Source organism: Paenibacillus sp. FSL E2-0178 (assembly GCF_038593005.1).
GTDB classification, from domain to species: domain Bacteria; phylum Bacillota; class Bacilli; order Paenibacillales; family Paenibacillaceae; genus Paenibacillus_AQ; species Paenibacillus_AQ phytohabitans.
Genome location: NZ_CP151953.1, coordinates 970554 through 991315 on the forward strand (window position 1 = coordinate 970554; position 20762 = coordinate 991315).

The following is a 20762-nucleotide window of genomic DNA, read 5'->3' on the forward strand; positions in this document are numbered from 1 at the left end:
GTATCACAAACAGTTTTATCCTGCGGCAATTATTATCACAAAAAAAGCCGCATTCCCCGCTGACCGGGAAAAAATGCGGCCTTACTTGTGGAACGCAGCTAATTAGCCGCCGCCGGATATCCTCCGGCTACAGTACCCAATTGCCTTGGCGGAACACCGGCTCAATGGTCCCATCGGCCAGCTCCCCGTCAATATCAAGCTCCGCCGAGCCAATCATGAAATCGACATGCGTAAGGCTGACATTGGCTCCCCTGGCAATCAGTTCTTCGCTTGTCATGGAAGTCCCGCCTTCAATGTTAACCGGATATGCACTGCCCAGGGCGAAATGACAGGATGCATTCTCATCGATCCCGGTATTATAGAACACTCTGTTCAGCCGGGAGATCGGAGAGTCATGCGGCACCAGTGCCACCTCCCCAAGATAAGAGGCCCCTTCATCCGTGTCCAGCAGTGAGGTCAGATGCTCACGTCCGGATTCAGCATCATAGGCTGTAACCTTACCGTCCGTAAAGGTAACCGTAATTCCGTCCACCAGCCGTCCGTTCAGATTAAGCGGAAGGGTGCTTTTGACAGTACCATTGACACCGGTGCGATGCGGCATCGTGTAAATTTCTTCCGTAGGCATATTTGCTACAAAATATACACCGCCGGCATTCTCGCCTCCGCCCCCGCGCCACAGATGGCCTTCCGGCAGTTCTACGCGCAGATCCGTGCCCGGTGCACGGTAATGAAGGCTTTTATACCGTTTGGCATTCATCCGCTCCTGGCTCTGCTTCAGGTCACCGATATGACTGCGCCAAGCAGCAACCGGGTCCTCGCTGCCCACACGGTTCATCTGGAACACCGCTTCCCACATCGCCTCAATCCGGCCTTCTTCAGGCAGATCAGCGAATACCTTGTCCGCCCAGGCGCGAGTAGGTGCCTTGACCAGCGACCAGCTGATTCGGTTGTTGCGGGTATAGTTCTGATATTTCTTGCGGGCTACCGCAGCAGCCTTAACCGCTGTAGATACTTTGGCAGAGTCAATTCCGCGGAACAGTTCCGGGTCCGGTACCTTAATATGTAATATGGCTCCGCCTTCTTCAGCGAATCCCTCCAGCATATCGGCATGCCACTGCGGATAATATCCGAAGGAGTCCTCCGAAGCCTTCTCGTAACGGATGCGCGTTACCGCTTCATCATCCCAGTCCACAAGCACATATTTAGCCCCGGCCTCGTAGGCTTTGCCCACGATCAGCCGGGTAAGCTCCACGGTCTCCAGCGGTGCATGCACCATCAGCACTTGCCCCGGTTGTACGTTCACGCCAACCTTCACCACAAGCTCTGCATATTTCTCCAGCAACAGATCAAAATCCTTCATGTCTTCTCTTCCTCCGTATCTATTCTGTCTGTGAATGATTCTTGCCTTGCTTTGAACAAACCCACTTGTTATTTTAACGCAAAAAAGGGCATGTGGCGATCAGTTAATCCCCCTCTGCCCATTTTCCTGTATAGACGCCGTTCTCATCACTCCGGATCATAAACCGGGCTTCGCTGAATACCGAGTTATGCCGGTAAGCAGACATTGTCAGCTCACTCTCTGTAATCCTCTCCGTTGATTCTCCGGTTAGCGGACTCCAATAGATCGTCTCACCCGGCGCTATCGTAATCTCCTTACCCACCTGGTTCACCTTATAGTCTGGCGCATTCCAGCGTATGAAGCTGCCCGTACTTGCGCTCAACCTAATCTCATCCGCATCTTCAGCATTCACAATCAGCGTATATCCGGGGGCCTTGCTGTCGGTTACACGGTAGCTTCCATAAGAAGCCTCACGATCCGGCTGCGCCAGCTCCGGTGCTCCGTCTGCAGCATGAACCGTTAGACTAAATACCTTCTGCCATGCCTGAAGCTTCTCCGGTCCGGAAGAAATCTCCCTGTAAAAAAAGGCAAGCAATCCTAGAGCGATAATGAGCAGCACTCCCGCAACGAGGCGAAACTGGGGCTTCTTCATTCCGGTCCTTGTCCTGTTCATTTCCATCCCCCTCAAGTCGTATTAATCTCCCTGCTGCAGCAGCTCAATATTATGTACTTTTACACCCGGATCTCCCGGGCCTGCTGTGCCGGAAACGGAAAGTGCATTCCCCTTCCGCCTCCGGTACCGCAGAATCTACTGTTTGTCCACCTGCAGCAGCGTAATTGTCTTCACATCATACGTATGTGAAATCTTCTCTTCGTCAATCACTTTCAATTTCGTGAGACTCGCTACTTTGGCCGGGTCTGCCTTGGAGAGCAGCCTCCACAGTTCCGGATCTGACAATGTCTGGTAAAGCTTATCATCATCATATTCCTTCCGGTTCTGCGTGACAAGCTTCACTTTGTAGCTGCCGATAACGGACTCTGCCTTGCCTTGTTCAGCAAAGTAGGCCAGAATATCCTGCCTCAGCCCGGCCAGCTCCTTTTCCAGCTCCTTCTGCTTAGTCTTTAACTTATAATACTGCTGCACCTTCTTCTCCATCTTGTATCACGCTCCTCTCAACATATGTATGCAGGAAAGAACGGCTAGAATGATTAATTCCATGGAGTAAGCTCAGCATTAATTCTATACTGAAGTCGGTTCAAGCAAGTTATAATAGGGGAAATAGTCTGCAACGTTAAGAACTAGGGTCTCATACATAATGTTTAGCATCCTATCGTGAAATCGTTCAGACAAAAACTAGGGCAGCAGGTGAACCATGTTTCAATCCTATCTTTTTCCGATCTCTTATGCATTTATGGCTTTTCCGTTAGCGGCGCTACTCTTCACTTTGCCGTTCCTGATCGTTCAATACCGCCGGCACGGTTATATCAACAAGATTCGGGCGCTGATCCTCTATTTGCTGCTCCTATACTTGCTGAACGCCTTTTTCCTGGTGCTGCTGCCCATGCCGGACTCACGCCATAACGCTGCGCCTACCGGGCATATGCTCCAGCCTGTGCCGCTGCAGTTCATTCAGGACATCTTGCGCAATACGCATCTCTCGCGTAATGACCCGTCAAGCTATTTTAACGTACTGCGCGAAACGGATTTCCTGCTGGCTGCCTTCAATGTTGTGCTGACCTTACCCTTCGGGCTGTTTCTGGGCTACTATTTCCGGACCCGCTGGGTCGTGTGCATCATGCTTTCCTTCGTGCTATCGCTATTGTTTGAGATTACACAGATTACCGGGATTTACGGTTTCTTCGACCATCCTTACCGGATCTTTGATGTCGATGACCTGATCACCAATACATTCGGCGGAATTGCCGGATTCCGGATCGCCTTATGGATCTCCGGATTGCTGCCGCGGATTGAACAGCTGGACAGTCAGGAGGATTTATCCGCCAAAAAGGTTACCTACACCCGCAGAGGCATTGCTTGCCTGCTGGATGCAGTCCTATGGATCTCTGCGGTACTTCTGCTCAATCAGCTATCCCTGAATATTTCATTCTGGGCAGTAAGTGTGGTGTATTTCCTGATCGTTCCTCTCTTAACCGGAGGGCGGACGCTCGGCAAATGGGTGGTGCGTATCCGGCTGGGCAGTGCGGATGGCGGTCCGCTCAAACTCTGGATGGTGTGGATGAGATATGGACTACTCTATGGATTGCTTGGAGGAATAAACTTCCTGTCCCTTGATTCTGTCCTAATGCTTAATTTCGGCACAGCAGGCTCTACGGTTATACGAATTACAGCCGCGCTTGCCGATCTGACCTTCTTCATTCATCTGCTGCTGCGGATGTTTAAGCGTGACCGCCCGCTATTCTACGAAGAGTGGAGCCGGACACGCAATGTGATTACCTGGCCGGACACGCAGCCGGCAGCTGCCGCTGAGACGCTGACCAACTAAAATTCTATGTATAGAGGGAAGAAAACAACCATGAAAAATAATGATGCAGACCTTAGCAGCAGCCCCCTCAGCAACATTCAATCCCCCTCCCGGGAGTGGCAGGAATGGATAATTGAAGCGGATATAACAGCCATGCAGCAGGAAATGGAGCAGGGGAATTTAAGTTCCGAGCGGTTAACAGCGCTGTATTTAGAGCGGATTGACCGGTATGACAGCCTGCTGAACTCTGTACTGGAGATTAACCCTGATGCACTGGAGATTGCCCGGAGGCTTGATCAGGAACGCCGGGACAAGGGAGTACGTAGTCCGCTGCACGGAATTCCTGTACTTGTTAAGGATAATATCGCTACTTCGGACAAGCTGCACACCAGTGCGGGAGCGCTGGCATTGGCAGATTACAGGGCTGCTGAAGATGCCGTAGTAATTAATATGCTGCGGGCTGCAGGTGCAGTGATTCTGGGAAAAGCAAATATGACGGAGTGGGCCAACTTCATGTCGCCCACCATGTGGGCGGGATACAGCTCACGCGGCGGACTGGTGCTGAATCCATACTGGCCCGGCGAGCTGTTCATTGGCGGCTCCAGCTCGGGAAGTGCTGCGGCCGTTGCCGCAAATCTGGCAGCAATCGCTCTAGGAACGGAAACTTCCGGTTCCATCATTTGTCCGGCTGCCCAGAACTCGCTGGTTGGCATCAAACCTACATGGGGACTGGTAAGCAATGCGGGGATTATACCGGGGATCGGCAGTCAGGATACAGCGGGTCCGATGGCGAGAAGCGTATCGGATGCCGCACTACTCCTCAGTGTCATTGCCGGTACCGGAGAGCATCCCCCCAGCGCTTCATCCGATGGGACAGCAGGCAGACAGGATTATACTGCCGCTCTGGATATTGAATACGTGAGATCCAAACGGATTGGTATCCCGAGATTCTATTATAAGGATTTGGATGAGGAGGCACTGCTCCTGATGGAATCTGCCATAGCTGTTCTTAAAGAACTTGGAGCTGAAGTCATTGATCCTATTGAGCTTCCTTGCCAGAATGCCGAGTGGAATGCTGTTATACTACAATATGAATTCAAAAAAGGCTTGAACCGTTATTTAAACGGCCTGCCTGCTTCTATCCCGGTGCATTCCCTGCAGGAGTTAATCGAATTCAACAACCAGCACAGCGCACAGGCGCTGAAATATGGTCAGGGAACGCTTGAATGGCTGGATACTTCCGGAGACGAGATTACGGAGCAGGAATATCTGGAGCAGCTGCAATTCTCCCGGTCCATGGCTGGCAGACAAGGCATCGATTATGCACTGGAGCATTACGGTCTGGATGCCATCATGTTTGCCGGATTTCACGGTACTGACCTGGCAGCCAGAGCCGGCTATCCGCTCATTACAGTCCCGGCCGGATATACCACTACCGGGACAACTGCACCGGGAGGCTATATCACCAACGGTCCGCAGGGGGTCACCTTCTCCGCTTCAGCCTTCAGCGAAGCCGTGCTGATCGGCATTGCATACAGCTTCGAACAGGCCACGAAGCACCGGCGTCCGCCGCTTCTTGATACCGCCGGAGAAGCTGATTGATGTTACAAATAGAGGCGGTACCCCGCACCCGGGATACCGCCTCTGTTCTTTTATGTTCTTTTGTATAACGAATATAAATCTACACTTCCGCCGCATCGGCAAGATGAAGGACTACCGGACAATGATCACTGCCGAGAATATTGCACTCTATCCCTGCATCCAGAAGGCGCGGGGCCAGCCGCGAGGAAGCCAGGAAATAGTCGATCCGCCAGCCTACATTCTTCTCTCTTACCTTCGGCATATAGGACCACCAGCTGTAGGCACCTTCAAGCTCAGGATAGAAATATCTGAACGTATCAACGAACCCTGCCTCCAGCAGCTCTGTCATCTTTCCGCGTTCTTCATCGGTGAAGCCTGAATTACCACGGTTCGATTTGGCATTCTTAAGGTCAATATCCTGATGGGCCACATTCAAATCCCCGCAGACGAGAACCGGCTTATGCGCATCCAGCTTCAGCAGATAATTGCGGAACTCATCCTCCCATTCCATCCGGTAATCCAGTCTCGACAGATCCCGTTTGGCATTCGGAGTGTATACATTCACCAGATAGAAGTCTGCAAATTCCAGGGTAATAATTCTCCCCTCGTCTTCGGTTTCCTTGTCCAGACCGTATCTGACAGACAGCGGTTTAATCCGGGTGAAGACGGCTGTACCTGAATATCCTTTTTTGAGGGCATAATTCCAGTACTGCGAATACTCCTCACCGTGGTCCAGAACAATCTGACCCTCCTGAAGCTTCGTTTCCTGCACACAGAAGATGTCTGCGGCGCTTTCCCGGAAATATTCGTTAAACCCTTTATTCACACAAGCTCTCAGACCATTTACATTCCAGGACACCAGCTTCATCGTTGTCATTCTCCTTACCATTCACTAGAATTACTTCCAGTGTACCATATTGTCCTCTATTTGAGCGTAGCAGCCCTGTCTTTTGCCGGAATGCTCTTCGGGCTTATCTTATACCGCTTCTACGGCAAACGGTCCAAAGATAAGGCGTATATTAAACCAGCTTCATAGGTCATAGACCTAATCCATAGAGTAATCGAACCGCAAAGAGCCCCCGCCCGCCATGGGTAGAGGCTCTTCTTCTATTTAATTCTAACTCTCATCGCCCTATTAAAATGTGCTAATCTCCCAAGACATTCGTTACAGCAATCATAGTTTCGGCGAATATGATATCCTATCAAACGAAAAAGGAGGTCATTACCATGGCAATCTTGTTACCGCAACAATTCTTCAACCTGGCTGCAGGCGTTGGTAAATCTTATTATGAGAATCTGGCTGGAGGCATCAACGCGGCTGTAACTGTAAATAACAACTCCGGTTTCCCTGTGGATCTTGTTCTTTACAGAGTCAATGCGCCAGTCGTCACTTATACTATTCCTGCGCTGAACAGTCTCACAGTTTCTGTAAACCTGCTGCTTGTTGCTGCTCTTCTCAGCTCAGCTGCAGGCGCAGTCTTCGGCACCATCGAAGTTGCAACCTCTGATTTCTAAATCTAATGTCAGAGTATCCCCCTCATACGCTCTTGGGCTTTTCGGGACTTCCCTCAGTCCCGTTAAGTCTTTTTTTTGTTTCTCATGGACATGTCTAATCAAATTCACTTCGTCAAACCACTGCCGCCTTTTTCAATCTTGTGATTTTATTTGTGATTTGTGATTCTCGAAAATCGCTTGTTAAATCTTCGGCACTCTCCCCGTCAATCTCAATACCTCCAGCTTCCGCTGCAGCTCCAGCTGCCATTCGTGGTCGTGTGTCGCTCCAGCCAGCACGGACTGATTTTGAATCATCAGACAGTCCCAGCAATACCTGGCATTCTCTCGCAGGCAATATTGCAGCTCCTTAGCCTCTTCGATCGTCAAAGGTCCAGTCATGTTAATGTGAAAGATCTCTGCCAAGCGTAAATGTACCGGTAGCATATGAATCACTCTCCTGTATCATCATCCTAATACATCATATGCAGGTGTATCAGAAAGATGATACGCGTATGAGGATATTGATACATTTTTTCTTGTGATGTATACTTTTGGAAAAGGAGGCTTGTCCGTGATAAAAAATAATATAAAGGACATCATGGACCAGCAGAATAAAGGGATACGAAGCACTGCGAGGGAGACGGGGTTAGCCATCAACACTGTGTCGGGGCTATACCATAATACGTCCAAACGCGTGGACTTTGAGACGCTGGAGAAGCTCTGCAAACACCTGAAGGTTAGCACTGGAGAACTCATTGAGTACATAGAAGAATAAATTAAAGTGAGGGATGTGGTTTTATGAAATGGAAATACGGTATTTTTGGAATGGATAAATATGACCTGGGTGGCGGAATGAATGATATGCTCTTGTCCTTCAACACTTATGATGAAGCTGATTCCTATTTTAATAGCGAGAAAAGTTTAAAGTACGATTATTGGGAACTTGTCGATTTCAGTACTTTGGATAGGCACGATATCGACAGTGAAAACCCTTTGGTATCCATTCAGCAGACTATTAATAAGATTGAGGAGTAAGTATTCTCCTCTCGAAATGAAATCCCCCGTCAGAAATATCCTGGCGGGGGATTATTTATGTAATGACCCGGATCACATCATCGATCTTAATCCAGCTGAAGTCCTCTTCCATTTGAAACTTGATTCTCCTCAGTTGCCGATCTACTTTAACCACAGCCCCGCGAACCTTCAAATCCTTATAAGGGTCAAATAATATAATCGTGACCTGCTCCTGCTTCAGCAGTGAGTACCCCAGCGCCTGGTCAATCAGCTCCCATTCATCAGGGTCGATCGCGGGCCGGCTGCGTCGTCCCTGTTCCTGCATTTCCTGCCTCAGCAGCTGCACATGCTCTGGCAGCATAAACCGGCTACCTTCCCAAACACTCTCCAATTTCCTTGCCATGATGTCTGCCCTCCTAGTAATCGGTCCAGTAATCTATGTTTCCTGTCAATGGTGCTTGCTGTGACTTGTGCGGGCCTGCTGCAGCATGATCTTTAAACGGAACGTCCCTTTCCCATGCCTCGATCACAACGGCGGTCTCCACCGGCTGCTTGTCGTCCCACTGAATGTAATACTGCTCGACCAGCTGCAGCATGCCCGCTTTGATCGCTGCAGATCTCCGGCCGCTCAGCCGCTTCAGTTCAACTAGATTAGGCATCCGACGGAAATGGCCGTTAAATTGGAACATGATCCGCAACAGCTTGCGCGCCGTATCATCCAGCATGACGATTCTCCGCTACTGGTCTCCAGGACAAAATACTAGCAATCAGAAATACCCGAGGCGCGCCGGTAGTGAGGCAGGTGGCCCGGATGCGGCCGTCACGGATGCCGAGGATCTCAATCTTCCGCTGCGTGATCTTGCCTGCTTTGTCCAGGTATATCATTTCAATCGTTTGGCCGATGCTCATTTTCATGATTGATCGCCTCCGAAACAAGAACGTTTGTTTGTATTATAACCATGATACGGATTTTTAAGCAATGATAAATAAATGAAAAAGCACCCATAATATAGGGTGCTTTTCAAAAAAATCATCTTTTATTTATTCCTCGTATCAACTTCAAATTGCTTGTCAGGGTCCATTGAAAAGTTTTTAATAGTACTGCGTTCTGCTAAAATAGGGTTAACAAAATCTCCAGATGGTTTAATTTTGGCACCGCATGAGCCTGTAATTATTAGATTTTCTAATCCAACGTCAGTTGTGAATACCGTGACAAATGCTGTCATTTTTATCTTCACCTCATTAAAATATTATAAGTCGACAAGCGCATTTCTATTATATTTCTCTACCCTCTGAATTAATGAAATTCACCGGTAACTTCCCATTTAATCCAAAGAATTGTTTAACTACAGTTCTCATCGAACCTATGCCATGCTGATTTTCAAAATCGTTCATAGTTTCTATTTCAGCTGTTATTCTAGCGTCTGGAAATTCAGGATCAATTGACCTAATATCCTGGAGACCACTATCAAGTTTAAATACATAACTATTATTTTCTCTATAAACTTTAACTGTGACCATATTCATCGCCCCAATCGTTCTTGCTTTTTTATATTATAGTTCGTGATTCAAAGCTTTCGGGATGAACCGGGTGCTTACAATCTTTATTTAGTCTGGAGTATATCCCTCAACAAAGCCTCCATAATACATAAAACAACCGTCGGTATCATCTTCTTGGCGGAACCAAACAGAAACCTTTATCTCCGTCAGGGAAGCAGATAAGAAGTCTGCATCACACTCCAGGACTTTGTAGATAGAGCACCGTCACTCCTACGTAAAATAACGAATCTTCAATGTATTACTTTGACCACTTGGTGTTGAGAAAAGAATCTTATCAATCCTCTTTTTATAATCGTACATTGCTTCACAACACATTGGCATCTTGTGATTTCCATCTTGTGCCGGGTATCCCCCAACTTTTGTATGTACATCACCAGATACAATATCTACGTATTCTGCCCCTGCCTCACGCGCCTCATCTATTAGTCGTTTAACTTCGTGGCGAAAATCGCTTCTTGTTGGGGTTTGACTCATGATCATCCCACTTTCAGAGAATATACGACTAGTATATTTTATTTGGAACATTATGTATATGTGGGCAAGGAAAATTTTCCTTCGGATATCACGTGGGGTGTATAATAAACAAGAAAACCCGAGGTGTGGACATGGATAAAAAACTTAAGCAGAGTTTAAAGGTCGCAGCTTTAAGACGAGAAATGATTGTTGCTTGGTTGAAAAATGGAGAAGAAATAAAGGGGGTTGCAGAGGTGTCTGTAGATCCGGATCGTGTGAAGATAAATACTATTGATGGTTCAATTTGGGTACCAATCCACGAGGTTGAGCGCGTCTCAAGGATAATTAAATTCCAAACCAAAAACCAATTTTACAAATAAAAAAGACCAGTGACAAATCAGCCACTGACCTATTTTATATATTACCATCCTAAAAGATCGACAAAAGATGGAATGCATACCCCTTCAAGTGCACTCCACATAAAGGGGAACTCACCATTCATTCTAGTAAACTCTCTGTGTATAATATCAGCAATTGATTCGCCGAACTTAAGCATTGACTCTGTGCGTTGAGATAAATAGGGGATTAGATATTCATATTTATTTTCTTCTCCTAATTGCAACTCTATTAATTCACCCTGATTGTTAAAAGGGCCTAACTGGTATCCTTTATCATCTTTAAGCAAAGAAATCTGTTTTCCATTATGAATAATAAAATCACGAATGTTCTTCACTAAATTGAATTCATCCTTAATATTTGTTAGCAATGAAATAAGATCCTCGGGTAGAAGTTGTTGAGGCTTTGAATTTGATTCAGCAAATGTTAACAAAGAGTTAAATGAGTCAAATGAGATTTTCCCTATGTTCTTTTCTTCAACTGCTAGGCGCAGAACTTTTGACATGAAGTCATAGATTGAACGCATATTGGTAAAATATTTTTCAATTATCTCCATTACATACAAAAAATCTTTATGTTGTATTCCGTCTGGTTTTGTGAAAATAAATTGCAACATATCATTAAGTATAGCAAGTCCATGTATATCATGAACTAGCGCAATACGAGCTTCTTCGATTAGTCCTTGGTATTGAGGTCGTAGCTTATGTACATCTCCAAGTAAAGGACGCAAAATGCAGTCAAGGACACTAATTAATTTTAAACCGAGTACACTTTTGTCAGCTTCTAAAGCTTCAATAGTCCAACCAATGCTTGTACTTTTGTTAACAATCATCATTACTTAACCCCCATATAATTATCGATAGTTTATAAAGTATATAGGTCACTTTTATTATTGTAAACGACAAAAAGCCCACCAGCCGAAGCCAGTGGGCAATTATTACTGCTTGGTCAATACTGTCGCTTTATAAGCAAGGTACGCCTTCTCAACGGCCGCCCGGATTTCCTCTGGCGCAGCCTTGATACCCCGCACCTCCAATTGATCCGAAGCATATACCAACGCCTGCTGCAGCTTATCCTCCCCTCCCAGCTCCTTGTAGACCGTCTGAGCGTAGGCAAAACCCTCGGAAGCAATCTTGTGCAGCAGTTCCCGCTGAGACATTGACAGCCGAGCATCGAAAAATGAGTCTGCCTTTACCTGCAGCAGTGCTATCGTCCGCAGGATAACCGTGGCAAGAATGCCTACAATAGCCAGCACGACGGCTGTGATATAGGGCTGGGCTTGATCAATAATGGTTTGCATATAATCCTCTCCTATTCTGTCGGCATGCCCGCAGCTCGCCGCAGGTGATTTGCCGTATTGTTGTAGAAAGCCATTGCCGTCTTATCGCCCTTAACCTTTGCGGCCTGCCAGCCGGGAGATAACCACCGGAACACCAACTCCTGGACGTTACTCTTCGGCAGCTGAGTAAACGGCGCAGCTGATCCCGGCTGCAATGGAATGCGGGCAGCTAGGCGCAGGTTATTCGCCAGGTTGTGCAAATGTAGAGTACCTACCGAATCGTCAGCCTTCCGGGCAGCAAACCACGCCGGGGATATATAATCCTCAATGAGCGCCTGCGCGACACTGGCCGGCAGCTGCACGGCAGCCGGTGCCACGATGACCGCCGGCTCCTCCTGCATCTCCCTGGCAACGTCATAGAGCAGGTCCTTCAGCGTCTTCCCGATTGTCTTCAAAGCCTGGTCAACATCGCTCTTGCGGGTCGGGTCCAGCTGCTTATGGCTAGGGATGTGTGTCAGCGGGTTAAGTTTCCACTTGTCGCAGCAGTAGGCCAGATACCACACATAGCGCTTGTATGCCTCTATGGTGTTGATCTTACCGCCGTAACACAGCTCAACGCCCAGGGCAATGTCATTAGCATCGTCGCCGTATTTGGCGTTGTCCGTGGTCACGTTGTACAGCACATGCCAAGCCTTTTCCGCCTGGTCCGTTCCGGTGCCGGTCGGGATGATCTCCAGGATGCGCTTGTCGTCCACGAAAACCTGCGCGGAGGCCGACCGGTTAACAAGGGTCTGAAAATACTCGAAGTGCTTATCCGCTGTAGCCCCGGGATTCCCGGTATCATGGGCAACTAAAAAGCCCGGCGTGCCCGTTACTAACCGAGTGCCGGGCCGAACGTTCTGGCGCTTGTTGATATAGCGCCGCTCGATCGTATATTTATTTTTGATCATTACCGTCTAACTCCCTTCTTCTTTTCCGGCCGTTCTAAGAACAATCCTAAGTCTCTGCCTTGCACCAAGATAGCCAGCGCGCAGAGAGTAACCGTCGTGCCGATCACTCCGATGGTCCAGCCCCAATCCTGCAACAACCGAAAGGAGTAACCGCTCCAACCTTCAATGCGGCCGAAACGGATCACGAACCCGATCAGCCGTTCCAATGCATAGGCCGTGAACATCAGCATACCAAGAACCAGCCCGATACCGACAACGCCCTCCCGGTACTTCTTCCTGAAATAGATGTGCATGGCTGCTGTGATATAAATGATGCAAATCAGCGATAACGCATAGCAGATGAGTGTAATGGTGTCGTTAGCGCGCATAGTTCTCCCCCTCTCTCGTACTGTGATCGTAAATAAAAGCGCCGGCGAAGCCATTGGAACGGACGACTTCCTTGTGTCTTTCGTCCAGGTCCTCATATCTCCGGATCGCCCACTTCACTTCCTGTTCCTTCTCTTCTAATTCCGCCTCTTTCTTTTTGATGGCGGGTATCTTTCTGAGCAGTTCGAACAAACTTACTCGCGGCATGTTACCCACCTCCGTCCTGGTCGCCCGGATTCAAACGATCTGCAGGCTTCATTTTCTCCATAACATCACTACTCCGATTTAGAGCAGCCACGGCGGATATGGCCTTCTCGATTGCGTCATCCCGCTGCTTCTCCGCCTTCTCCAGCGACTTTCCCGGCACCAACTTACCAATAACCAACCACCTACCTACAATGACCAACAGCAGCGCTTCCCCGAGCGCAAACAACCAACCAATACCATATTGGTCCGCCAACGACAGGGCGTCTTTTAAGCTAGGCAAATCCATCCTCCCGCCCCTCTCTCTACATGGAAATAGCCCGCGGATCGGCTCCGAGGGCAAAAAAATAGCACGCTCCTCTTCAGGGCGTGCCGCTATTCAACCGGTGATTCCAAAATCTCTGCCACTTTGCTGTCTGCTGCCTTCTTGCGGGCTTCGTCCAGCGCCGCCAATGCTTCACCGATCTGCATATCGATCTGCTGAAGCAGCTCATGCTGCCGGCCGGGATGGGAGTTGACGAGCAGCATTACCACTGACACTGCCTCCTGTACGGGATTGCTCGGATTAACCGAGATGTCGAGATTGAATACTTTGGCCAGAGGGATCACCTCCTTTCAAGGGATTAAAAAAAGAGCCCGCCGAAGCGAGACTCCCGTATTAATATGTTATTTTTGAAGCGCAGTAATTTGAGCGTCTAGGTCAGCAAGTTGCTGCTGGCGTGTGGCCAGTTCGGCTTTAAGTTGTTTCAAATATTCACCGGTGTCATTTAATGCTTCTTTCCATTCTGGAACCAGAAAAGAGTTTGGATTGTTTGATATTTGATTTACCCATTTATCCACCTGATTTTTCTTATAACTGTCTATGAAGGATTCTAATGTTAGAATCTGAGATTCCACTTCATCACGTTCAATCAATAATACTTCTAAGTCACTACCCAACCCATTTTCCTCTGATACTGAGGTCGTTGAATAAAAACTGTTAAAAGGGATGCTTCGAACATTTCCAAATAGGAGAGCAGATGAAAAGATAATTATCAGTATTTTGTTCATAAATTATCTCCGATTTATATTTTATTTTAGAAGATCTGCAATTTTAGCATCGATTTCTACTAATTGTTGATTCAAGGTTACAAGTTCGGACTTCATTTCAACAATTTGTTTCTTCAATGATTCAACCAATCCCAATTGCTGTTTACCAAGAGTGCCATTGTTGGCCAGTTCTTCAGCCAATTGTTCGTGAGTAGGAATAACATCAGATTCGATGTTCTGTATTCCTGCTTCTCTTTTAGCAATCTCTCTAATGACCTGATCTCGCTGGCTATTCAAATTTAATAGCAGGGCTGATTTTGGCGTTATAGTCGTCTTGCCGTCAACACTCATAATTATTTTCTTCCCTTCAATGGTCAACTCAGCTCCAGTCGCTTCCGCAACGGACCTAACCGGGGCATAAGCTGAACCGTTAATGATTACAGCATCAGCAATCTTCGCACCGTTCTTTTCAATCGAAAAAAGACCCTGAACTTTCTGACCGATGAGATTATTGGAGGCAGCAAACGCCGATGCTCCACCAATTAATAAAACCCCAGCAATCACCCCAGATATTATTTTCTTCAAGTCATCATACCTCCCTATTTGTTTATCCTAATAATACCATATGTCGGTAAATAGGGATGGAAGGATTAGCTTAGATTACGCCCAAGGTTCACTTGCGAGATAAGTCCAGATTGAGTTTATATCCGAACTTAATGATGAAATTTGAGACTGTAAAGAAGATAATTCTGATTGCAAAGTGTTATGGGATGAATCACTGTAAAAACTGCTCCACGAAGGAATTCTGACATATCCGCTCGAGGGGCTCAGTATCACGTTGTCACCAATGATCATCGCATTGTCATAAGCACTCATAATAAATCCTGATATCGGGGAATTGAATATTGTCGATTCATTACCGTTTGCCAAGAATCTGATCTTGCTGACTCCCCCGTCGTAAGCCGGAATTAGGATCCCGTTGTCAGGATCAGCATATACACCAAATGCAATGCTTGACGGATCAATCTCTACGCGCGGGTAGACACCAGGAGCAGCAGTCCTGATCAGCGCCCCCGTCACTGTGCCGGCAATGATATCCGAATAGGTCATAGTACTCTCTTCAATCAGACCCGTCAGCGTAATCGACCGCGCCACGACATTCCCGGCCATGTCCACTCGGAACGGAGCACTCGCCCAATCCGCATGCCCCGCGCTGATGCCGCTAGGATTGATCTTGGTGATGTTGTTACCCTCGCCGATCTCCATGCTGACGAAGCTACCCAGCACCCCAGCTATCACTTCAGCGGCAATGCCCCGGCCGGTGATGGCCGTTCGCGCTGTGGCCCCGCCGTCCTCCGTGATAATGAGCCCGTGTGAAGTCAAGACCATCTGAACATTCGGATGATCCACTTCCTGTAGGACGATACCGCGGCTATCGTAAATGATCTCGCTCTTGGAAGCATTGATGTCGATGACAGCCTGCTTCGCGAATTCTTCAAAGGCAGCTGCCCGCAACCGGCCCCCGGACAGGAGGTCATTCAGGATCTGTTTACTGCGTTCCAGGTCGGCCAGCACCTGCGTATCATCCCGCATCTGGTAATTGGAGAGCGTCGCCTGCGAGTGCTTATCCATGGCAAATGGATACTCTGTCAACTCCATCACCCGGCAGCTGACACGCTGCAGCTCCATTTCCGGATCATAGGCGTAAACCGTATCGCCCAGGCCCGGCTGCTGCTCGTCCGGATCAATCTTGTAGATATCCGCCGCGCTGACTCCGATCTCAAACTCCGGCATTTCCTTCTTTCGGAGTGCTTCTCGGGTTGCGATCAGCAACTCTTCCGGATCCTCAATGTTCTGATCAATCAGCTCGCCATCATAGAAGGTGTTGACGTTGTTGGTCCAGTACTGAGCGTACGGCGATATCAGGTAATTGACGGCCAGTTTGTTGTCGACAATGGCGCCGGGAACGGACTGCAGCAGGCTGCGTTCTTCGGCGGTAAGATAGTCGGCGGAAAGGCCGATGAATGTCCGGCCGTCCTTCATCTGGGAAAACAATCGGGTTGTCAGGTTAGATACACTGTCCTTAAAACTATCGCTGATGATATTCTTCCGGATCCGATATTCGAATCCATCGTCACTGCCGATCCGCTTGTACAAATGAATGACGAAGTTATCTGGCTCAATCTCGCAGCCATACAGGTTGACAGTATCCTGCAGGGCAGCCAGCGCCGTGGTCGCTCCCCAGTCCTTAACGTCCCTCAGATCAAAGGTGTCATGTGTGACGAAAGAATACACGCCACCCGTGGCCGCGCTGATCTTGTCGAGCAGAACGCTGATGTGGACGCCGTATGCTTCGTCGATGTAATCGCCGTAGGGCATCTTGAAGTCGACCATTTTGAACATGATGTGTGTGCAGATGATCTGGGCACTGATGATCTTGTTGCTGCGATCCCGGGCACGAGACTGAACGACATAAAATTGGCCACGTTCGTCTTGAACATGGCCTTTGGGTATGATCAACTCTTTATAGTCGGTGCTCGTCATTGGTACGGTGAAGGATATCTCATAATCGCTGTTTAGCCGGCGGCGTCGCTGGACGTCCGCGGATTGTACCAGCAGACCGGTTGGGGCACGGTTACGGTCGAAGGATTTGAGATGCTGCTGCATGTTGGTGGCTCCTTTCATGGACATGAAAAAACCACAATCAAACTGAATGTGGTTTTTCTACACTAAATAATATATTTAATCAAGTACTGTACACCTGACTATCTGGTTGCATGTTTCAGGACTGAGTTTGGCTGATTCTTTAATGTAATGGAATACAGATTTAATTATTCCGTTCTGATTAGTTGGCTCCATCCTTGCTATTTCGTTTTCAAATTGTATTTTAATTTGTCCTTCAATACCATGCGTCAATAGTGAATAACAATTTTTATGATTTGAAGTTAAAACTTTTAATTCTTTTTCTAATTTACCAGATATAACTTTAAACGTTGTTAAAGAAGGTTGATTATTTATAAACCCACCTAAAATAACATCACAGTGAGAATCTTTTGCCATATTATCTGCAATAAAGTCAAAAACTTTATTCGAAATGCTTATCAAGTCTTTATCGGTCTTTAAGGTTGAACTAATAAAGTCAACTATTACATCTAATAAATCATCCTCACCATACCTAGATATTAAAGAACCCGCTGTTCCTATTAATATCATGTTCTCGATATTGTGAACTTTTATGTCGTTTTCAATGACAACCTTATTGTGGCGCGAAACAATATCTCCATTATTATCAATAATTACATCCTCAACAATCTTCTTTGAGTCCGCAGCTATAAATACATAACCCTTATCATTGCCTGTGAATACTGCCATTCCTGCCAATATAGTCATGTTCATCCTCCTTATACTATATTGACAATAGAAATGATTTTGAATTACGTCAAGACTTTTCTCGAACTTGGTAATAACGTTACGCAGTATGGTCCGTTAATTCATTAATGTATATTCCAAAACCATAAACTAAAAGGAATATAATGCCGATTTATAGCTTTAGTTGTATAATGATAAAATATTGTTGAGATCAGGAGGAAATCCGCATCATGTTATACATTTTATTTATTGTTACTGCTATTTTTGTTTTTTGTGCTGGAGTATTTCGCACAGGAAATAGGTTTAATCCATTGACATTTTACATAGGATTTTGGGGCTTGTGGACCATAGTATCTTTAAATAACCCATTCACCTTAAATGATGTCACGAGCAGAACCTATCTAATAGTATGGGTACATGTGATTATTACCTCAGTAGGATTCCTGCTCATAAATCAAGGAAACATACAGAAAAGGGTAATCATTAAAGAAATATCAGCCTATGAGTTTCTCCTTTCAAAAAAATTTCTAATTCTTCAACTTTTCACATTGCTGGTGCTCGCTTATTTTTATAGGAAATATAATTTGCTGCTGTCCAGTATGAGCATTTTAGATAGTAGAAGAATTGTCTATGAACAGGGACTCTTATTCGGTTCTTCAGTAAGCACAATTTTTTATTCGTGGATAATCACCCCAATAGTTAAAGTGTCGATTCTTCTGCTCCTATCTAATCTAATTTTGAATGGTAGAAAAAATGTATCACTTTGGATTTCGATGGTGAATTGCATACTGTTCTCCTTTATTGGAGGTGGACGATTTGTATTCTTTGAGATTATATTCTTCGTACTGATTGCGTTTGGTTTTAAATACGACATGTTTAAGAAAATCACTGTCAATTTCAAAAAGGTTAAGCGTATAAACAAACTCTTCTATGCGACAGTTATTCTTTTTGGAGTCTATTTCATGAATTTAAACACTGCCAAAAGACTCGGAATATCATCTCCGAGTCTTCGGGAATCCATTGATATATTCACAAATACATCTATCAAACAAATGGCCTTATATTTTATAGGCCCGTTTCGAACACTGGATTACTTTTTAACCGCTAAGATAGCGGAAGTGACTGGGCATACACTTGGTCGATCATTTTTCTCAGGTGTTGAAGAGATATTCAACACTTTTCTAATTTTCTTCAGTAGAAATGGCATGTCATTACATACAGCCAATGAAGTATCTTCTTCCTTCACCGTCCAAAGTATAGTTATAGGTAATAATATAACCTTTAATGCCTTCTATTCCGCCATAATGAATTTTTATCTCGATGGCGGAATACTTCTTGTCATTTTACTTTCTGCGCTTTTAGGGATAGTGATGGCACTAGCTTATAAATACTATCTCGCTAATACAAACATTTTAACTTTTTCCTTACTTGTCTTTATGACCTACCAATTAGTCGCAACAGAGTTCCGATGGAACTACTCGGCTCCAGGAACTTGCATAGCTATCGGAGTGTTAGTTTTCCTACACCGCAGACACGCCAAAAAGTCATTAATAGCCGAGGAGGATAGCTTACAAACCCCTAATCCCTTCTTATCCTTTAATGGAAGGAAGCAATTTTAGCACTGTCACTCCTAAGATCATTGACTCCGTTGTCGCGTTGTTGTTAGTCACATTAACGTACACCTTTGCTTTATCAGTATAATCTCTCCACCAGTAGTGAACAGTGAATAGCGGGTGAGTTGAGTTTCCGGGAAACAATATCGGCGTTATTGTATCGTCCTTTGCAATGTTCTCCAAAAACTGTACTGTTATGGTCTGATTTTGCCCCGCTGTCATAGATAGCGAGGCATTTTCCATATACAGCTTTCTCATGTTGCCCCAATCAAGCCCGATGATAGCTGCACCATCTTGGATATATTGGTTCTCACGCATATAGTGAATATGTCCATTTACTGCAGTATCCACAAAAGAGGCGCTATCTTTAATTGATAAGATAGTACCCGCTGTTACAAGCGAGCAGTCATGGACAGGTACTTGTTGACCTACATTACTCATTGTAATAACGCCCACGCCCACATTTGCAGGCCACTTAATGATCGCTCTTAACGTAGAGCCTCCATGTCTGCAATCCTCAATTTTCACTGATTTCAAAATAGCTGTAGGCTTGAACGTAATGTTACCTAGCATTTCTCCTTCGAAATAACATCCGCTTATCTTCAACGATTCGCAATCATTAAGGCTCATTGACCTACCGACATTACCTTGAAAAAGAGAGTCGATAATCCGAACATTGTACAGTTTTGTATTTGGATTACTCCCTGTAACCAAAATTCGATGATCGATTATATTCTCATGCGCCTCAAAATAACAATTTGAAATTGAGAAGTCATAGGCTCCTACAAAATCAAATAGTGCCCCATTACCAGAGACACATTGACATGCCATCAACCTATAGCTCTGTATATAAGCTGCGTCTGAGCAGTAGATGAAGGTGTCCACGTTTCTGAGCATACATCCAGTCAGGTTAACCACTATGATTTTATCCGCATTGAAAATCCTTGTACCCGCCAACCGCACACTTTCGAAATAGACATCATTAAAGAAGAAGTCACTGACCATAGGCAAATCGGAATCAAAAACAAAGCCGGAGTCTGTTTTCTTAATCCCACCTTTATTAATTCCAGTAATCACAAGCGGAATCCTCAAGGTCTGCCCTAGCTTAAGTGTTCCTCCCGTGATATCAAACAACCGCCATAGATTTATTGCTCGCCTCTGAGCAATCGCATCGTTAATAGCACTCTGTAATTTCTGCAGGTCTGTTCCAGTGTATCGATCAGGGTTAATCGCATTCTCCGCCAACTGAGTAGCAGTCTGTTCCCATTCTCCATTAAGTCGGTCAGGCAAAGTTGCGTGTGTAACACCAGTGAATGGGTTGTACCGAGATGCAGCAGCCTCCGGCCCGCTGTCTCCGGATATAATCGCTTGGTCCAGCTCGGTCTTGATGATATCAAGGCCTTCTTTGATATTCTCAGCACCGATAACCTCGCCTTCATAGGTCACATGTTCGGCCGGATGGGCTGCCGTTGAGGCCTTATGAGTCGTAATGTCACTCTGGGCGCCAGTTATCCGACCTTCATGGTTAGTCAAATCTGTCTGAATATCGGCGTAGTTATCATTGTGCCTCTGTAGGTTCACGAGATCGAGGAGCTTCGTAATAGTCCGTCGATTAAAAATCATATCCGTATG

Annotated in this window: 30 protein-coding genes; 7 read left to right on the forward strand and 23 right to left on the reverse strand. The window is 46.2% G+C overall.

Annotated features, from left to right (window positions below; all coding sequences use genetic code 11):
- Nucleotides 1-127 precede the first annotated feature (127 nt).
- The 3 genes from MHI42_RS04140 to MHI42_RS04150 form a co-directional block, all read right to left on the reverse strand.
- Nucleotides 128-1360, reverse strand: coding sequence for an aminopeptidase (locus MHI42_RS04140; protein ID WP_342422856.1), 1233 nt, complete (start codon nt 1358-1360; stop codon nt 128-130).
- A 103-nt stretch (nt 1361-1463) separates the two neighbouring features.
- Nucleotides 1464-2012, reverse strand: coding sequence for a hypothetical protein (locus tag MHI42_RS04145; protein ID WP_342422857.1), 549 nt, complete (start codon nt 2010-2012; stop codon nt 1464-1466).
- A gap of 135 nt (nt 2013-2147) precedes the next feature.
- Nucleotides 2148-2495: a hypothetical protein gene (locus MHI42_RS04150; RefSeq protein ID WP_171719267.1), complete on the reverse strand. Its 348-nt coding sequence runs from the start codon at nt 2493-2495 to the stop codon at nt 2148-2150.
- 256 nt (nt 2496-2751) lie between these two features.
- Between MHI42_RS04150 and MHI42_RS04155 the strand changes: the two genes are divergently transcribed.
- Together MHI42_RS04155 and MHI42_RS04160 are read left to right on the forward strand one after the other, a co-directional pair.
- Nucleotides 2752-3843 (forward strand): VanZ family protein, encoded by a 1092-nt coding sequence (locus MHI42_RS04155; RefSeq protein WP_342422858.1) that lies wholly within the window; start codon nt 2752-2754, stop codon nt 3841-3843.
- A 30-nt stretch (nt 3844-3873) separates the two neighbouring features.
- Nucleotides 3874-5424 (forward strand): amidase family protein, encoded by a 1551-nt coding sequence (locus MHI42_RS04160; RefSeq protein WP_342422859.1) that lies wholly within the window; start codon nt 3874-3876, stop codon nt 5422-5424.
- A gap of 79 nt (nt 5425-5503) precedes the next feature.
- Here the strand turns inward: MHI42_RS04160 and MHI42_RS04165 are convergent, their stop codons facing one another.
- Nucleotides 5504-6271: an exodeoxyribonuclease III gene (locus tag MHI42_RS04165; RefSeq protein WP_039303545.1), complete on the reverse strand. Its 768-nt coding sequence runs from the start codon at nt 6269-6271 to the stop codon at nt 5504-5506.
- A 359-nt stretch (nt 6272-6630) separates the two neighbouring features.
- Between MHI42_RS04165 and MHI42_RS04170 the strand changes: the two genes are divergently transcribed.
- The gene (locus MHI42_RS04170) at nt 6631-6918 is read left to right on the forward strand and encodes a hypothetical protein (protein ID WP_171719264.1); all 288 of its coding nucleotides are present in this window, start codon (nt 6631-6633) and stop codon (nt 6916-6918) included.
- A gap of 180 nt (nt 6919-7098) precedes the next feature.
- Here MHI42_RS04170 and MHI42_RS04175 read toward each other — a convergent pair whose 3' ends face one another.
- Nucleotides 7099-7296, reverse strand: a complete 198-nt coding sequence (locus tag MHI42_RS04175) for a hypothetical protein (RefSeq protein WP_342422860.1) — start codon at nt 7294-7296, stop codon at nt 7099-7101.
- 172 nt (nt 7297-7468) lie between these two features.
- On the opposite strand from MHI42_RS04175, the gene MHI42_RS04180 reads away from it, so the two are divergent.
- Complete coding sequence (locus MHI42_RS04180; RefSeq protein ID WP_342422861.1) at nt 7469-7672, forward strand: helix-turn-helix transcriptional regulator; 204 nt, start codon at nt 7469-7471, stop codon at nt 7670-7672.
- 23 nt (nt 7673-7695) lie between these two features.
- Nucleotides 7696-7932 carry a hypothetical protein gene (locus tag MHI42_RS04185; RefSeq protein ID WP_342422862.1) on the forward strand — a complete coding sequence of 79 codons (237 nt, stop codon included), beginning with the start codon at nt 7696-7698 and terminating at the stop codon, nt 7930-7932.
- A 55-nt stretch (nt 7933-7987) separates the two neighbouring features.
- Here the strand turns inward: MHI42_RS04185 and MHI42_RS04190 are convergent, their stop codons facing one another.
- From MHI42_RS04190 to MHI42_RS04215, 6 genes are all read right to left on the reverse strand, one after another.
- Nucleotides 7988-8314 carry a YolD-like family protein gene (locus MHI42_RS04190; protein ID WP_342422863.1) on the reverse strand — a complete coding sequence of 109 codons (327 nt, stop codon included), beginning with the start codon at nt 8312-8314 and terminating at the stop codon, nt 7988-7990.
- A 13-nt stretch (nt 8315-8327) separates the two neighbouring features.
- Nucleotides 8328-8570: a hypothetical protein gene (locus MHI42_RS04195; protein ID WP_342422864.1), complete on the reverse strand. Its 243-nt coding sequence runs from the start codon at nt 8568-8570 to the stop codon at nt 8328-8330.
- A gap of 55 nt (nt 8571-8625) precedes the next feature.
- On the reverse strand, nt 8626-8826 hold the full coding sequence (locus tag MHI42_RS04200) for a hypothetical protein (RefSeq protein ID WP_342422865.1): 201 nt from the start codon (nt 8824-8826) through the stop codon (nt 8626-8628).
- Between the two features lie 122 nt (nt 8827-8948).
- On the reverse strand, nt 8949-9137 hold the full coding sequence (locus MHI42_RS04205) for a hypothetical protein (RefSeq protein ID WP_342422866.1): 189 nt from the start codon (nt 9135-9137) through the stop codon (nt 8949-8951).
- Between the two features lie 49 nt (nt 9138-9186).
- Entirely contained in the window at nt 9187-9432 is a 246-nt protein-coding gene (locus tag MHI42_RS04210; RefSeq protein ID WP_342422867.1) for a hypothetical protein, read from the reverse strand.
- Nucleotides 9433-9681: 249 nt separating this feature from the next.
- Entirely contained in the window at nt 9682-9945 is a 264-nt protein-coding gene (locus MHI42_RS04215; protein WP_342422868.1) for a hypothetical protein, read from the reverse strand.
- Between the two features lie 131 nt (nt 9946-10076).
- Between MHI42_RS04215 and MHI42_RS04220 the strand changes: the two genes are divergently transcribed.
- Nucleotides 10077-10304: a hypothetical protein gene (locus tag MHI42_RS04220; RefSeq protein WP_342422869.1), complete on the forward strand. Its 228-nt coding sequence runs from the start codon at nt 10077-10079 to the stop codon at nt 10302-10304.
- 41 nt (nt 10305-10345) lie between these two features.
- Here the strand turns inward: MHI42_RS04220 and MHI42_RS04225 are convergent, their stop codons facing one another.
- The 11 genes from MHI42_RS04225 to MHI42_RS04275 form a co-directional block, all read right to left on the reverse strand.
- A complete protein-coding gene (locus MHI42_RS04225; RefSeq protein ID WP_342422870.1) occupies nt 10346-11155 on the reverse strand; it encodes a hypothetical protein in 810 nt (269 codons plus the stop codon).
- A gap of 102 nt (nt 11156-11257) precedes the next feature.
- On the reverse strand, nt 11258-11620 hold the full coding sequence (locus MHI42_RS04230) for a phage holin, LLH family (RefSeq protein ID WP_342422871.1): 363 nt from the start codon (nt 11618-11620) through the stop codon (nt 11258-11260).
- A gap of 11 nt (nt 11621-11631) precedes the next feature.
- The gene (locus MHI42_RS04235; protein ID WP_342422872.1) at nt 11632-12549 is read right to left on the reverse strand and encodes a peptidoglycan recognition family protein; all 918 of its coding nucleotides are present in this window, start codon (nt 12547-12549) and stop codon (nt 11632-11634) included.
- The gene (locus MHI42_RS04240; protein WP_340840956.1) at nt 12549-12917 is read right to left on the reverse strand and encodes a hypothetical protein; all 369 of its coding nucleotides are present in this window, start codon (nt 12915-12917) and stop codon (nt 12549-12551) included. Before MHI42_RS04240 ends, MHI42_RS04235 begins: the two co-directional genes overlap by 1 nt.
- Entirely contained in the window at nt 12907-13122 is a 216-nt protein-coding gene (locus tag MHI42_RS04245) for a hypothetical protein (RefSeq protein WP_342422873.1), read from the reverse strand. The genes MHI42_RS04240 and MHI42_RS04245 overlap by 11 nt, the downstream gene beginning before the upstream one ends.
- Nucleotide 13123: 1 nt before the next feature.
- Nucleotides 13124-13408: a hypothetical protein gene (locus MHI42_RS04250; protein ID WP_042215747.1), complete on the reverse strand. Its 285-nt coding sequence runs from the start codon at nt 13406-13408 to the stop codon at nt 13124-13126.
- 86 nt (nt 13409-13494) lie between these two features.
- Nucleotides 13495-13653, reverse strand: a complete 159-nt coding sequence (locus MHI42_RS04255) for a hypothetical protein (RefSeq protein WP_342422874.1) — start codon at nt 13651-13653, stop codon at nt 13495-13497.
- A 132-nt stretch (nt 13654-13785) separates the two neighbouring features.
- Entirely contained in the window at nt 13786-14169 is a 384-nt protein-coding gene (locus MHI42_RS04260) for a hypothetical protein (protein ID WP_342422875.1), read from the reverse strand.
- Nucleotides 14170-14190: 21 nt separating this feature from the next.
- Nucleotides 14191-14733, reverse strand: coding sequence for a hypothetical protein (locus MHI42_RS04265; RefSeq protein ID WP_342422876.1), 543 nt, complete (start codon nt 14731-14733; stop codon nt 14191-14193).
- Between the two features lie 75 nt (nt 14734-14808).
- On the reverse strand, nt 14809-16839 hold the full coding sequence (locus MHI42_RS04270) for a phage tail protein (RefSeq protein WP_342422877.1): 2031 nt from the start codon (nt 16837-16839) through the stop codon (nt 14809-14811).
- 51 nt (nt 16840-16890) lie between these two features.
- The gene (locus MHI42_RS04275) at nt 16891-17538 is read right to left on the reverse strand and encodes a hypothetical protein (protein WP_342422878.1); all 648 of its coding nucleotides are present in this window, start codon (nt 17536-17538) and stop codon (nt 16891-16893) included.
- 209 nt (nt 17539-17747) lie between these two features.
- On the opposite strand from MHI42_RS04275, the gene MHI42_RS04280 reads away from it, so the two are divergent.
- Complete coding sequence (locus MHI42_RS04280) at nt 17748-19136, forward strand: oligosaccharide repeat unit polymerase (protein WP_342422879.1); 1389 nt, start codon at nt 17748-17750, stop codon at nt 19134-19136.
- On the opposite strand, the gene MHI42_RS04285 is transcribed toward MHI42_RS04280, so the two are convergent.
- Nucleotides 19107-20753: a hypothetical protein gene (locus tag MHI42_RS04285; protein ID WP_342422880.1), complete on the reverse strand. Its 1647-nt coding sequence runs from the start codon at nt 20751-20753 to the stop codon at nt 19107-19109. The two genes, MHI42_RS04280 and MHI42_RS04285, sit on opposite strands and share 30 nt — an antisense overlap.
- Between the last annotated feature and the right edge of the window lie 9 nt (nt 20754-20762).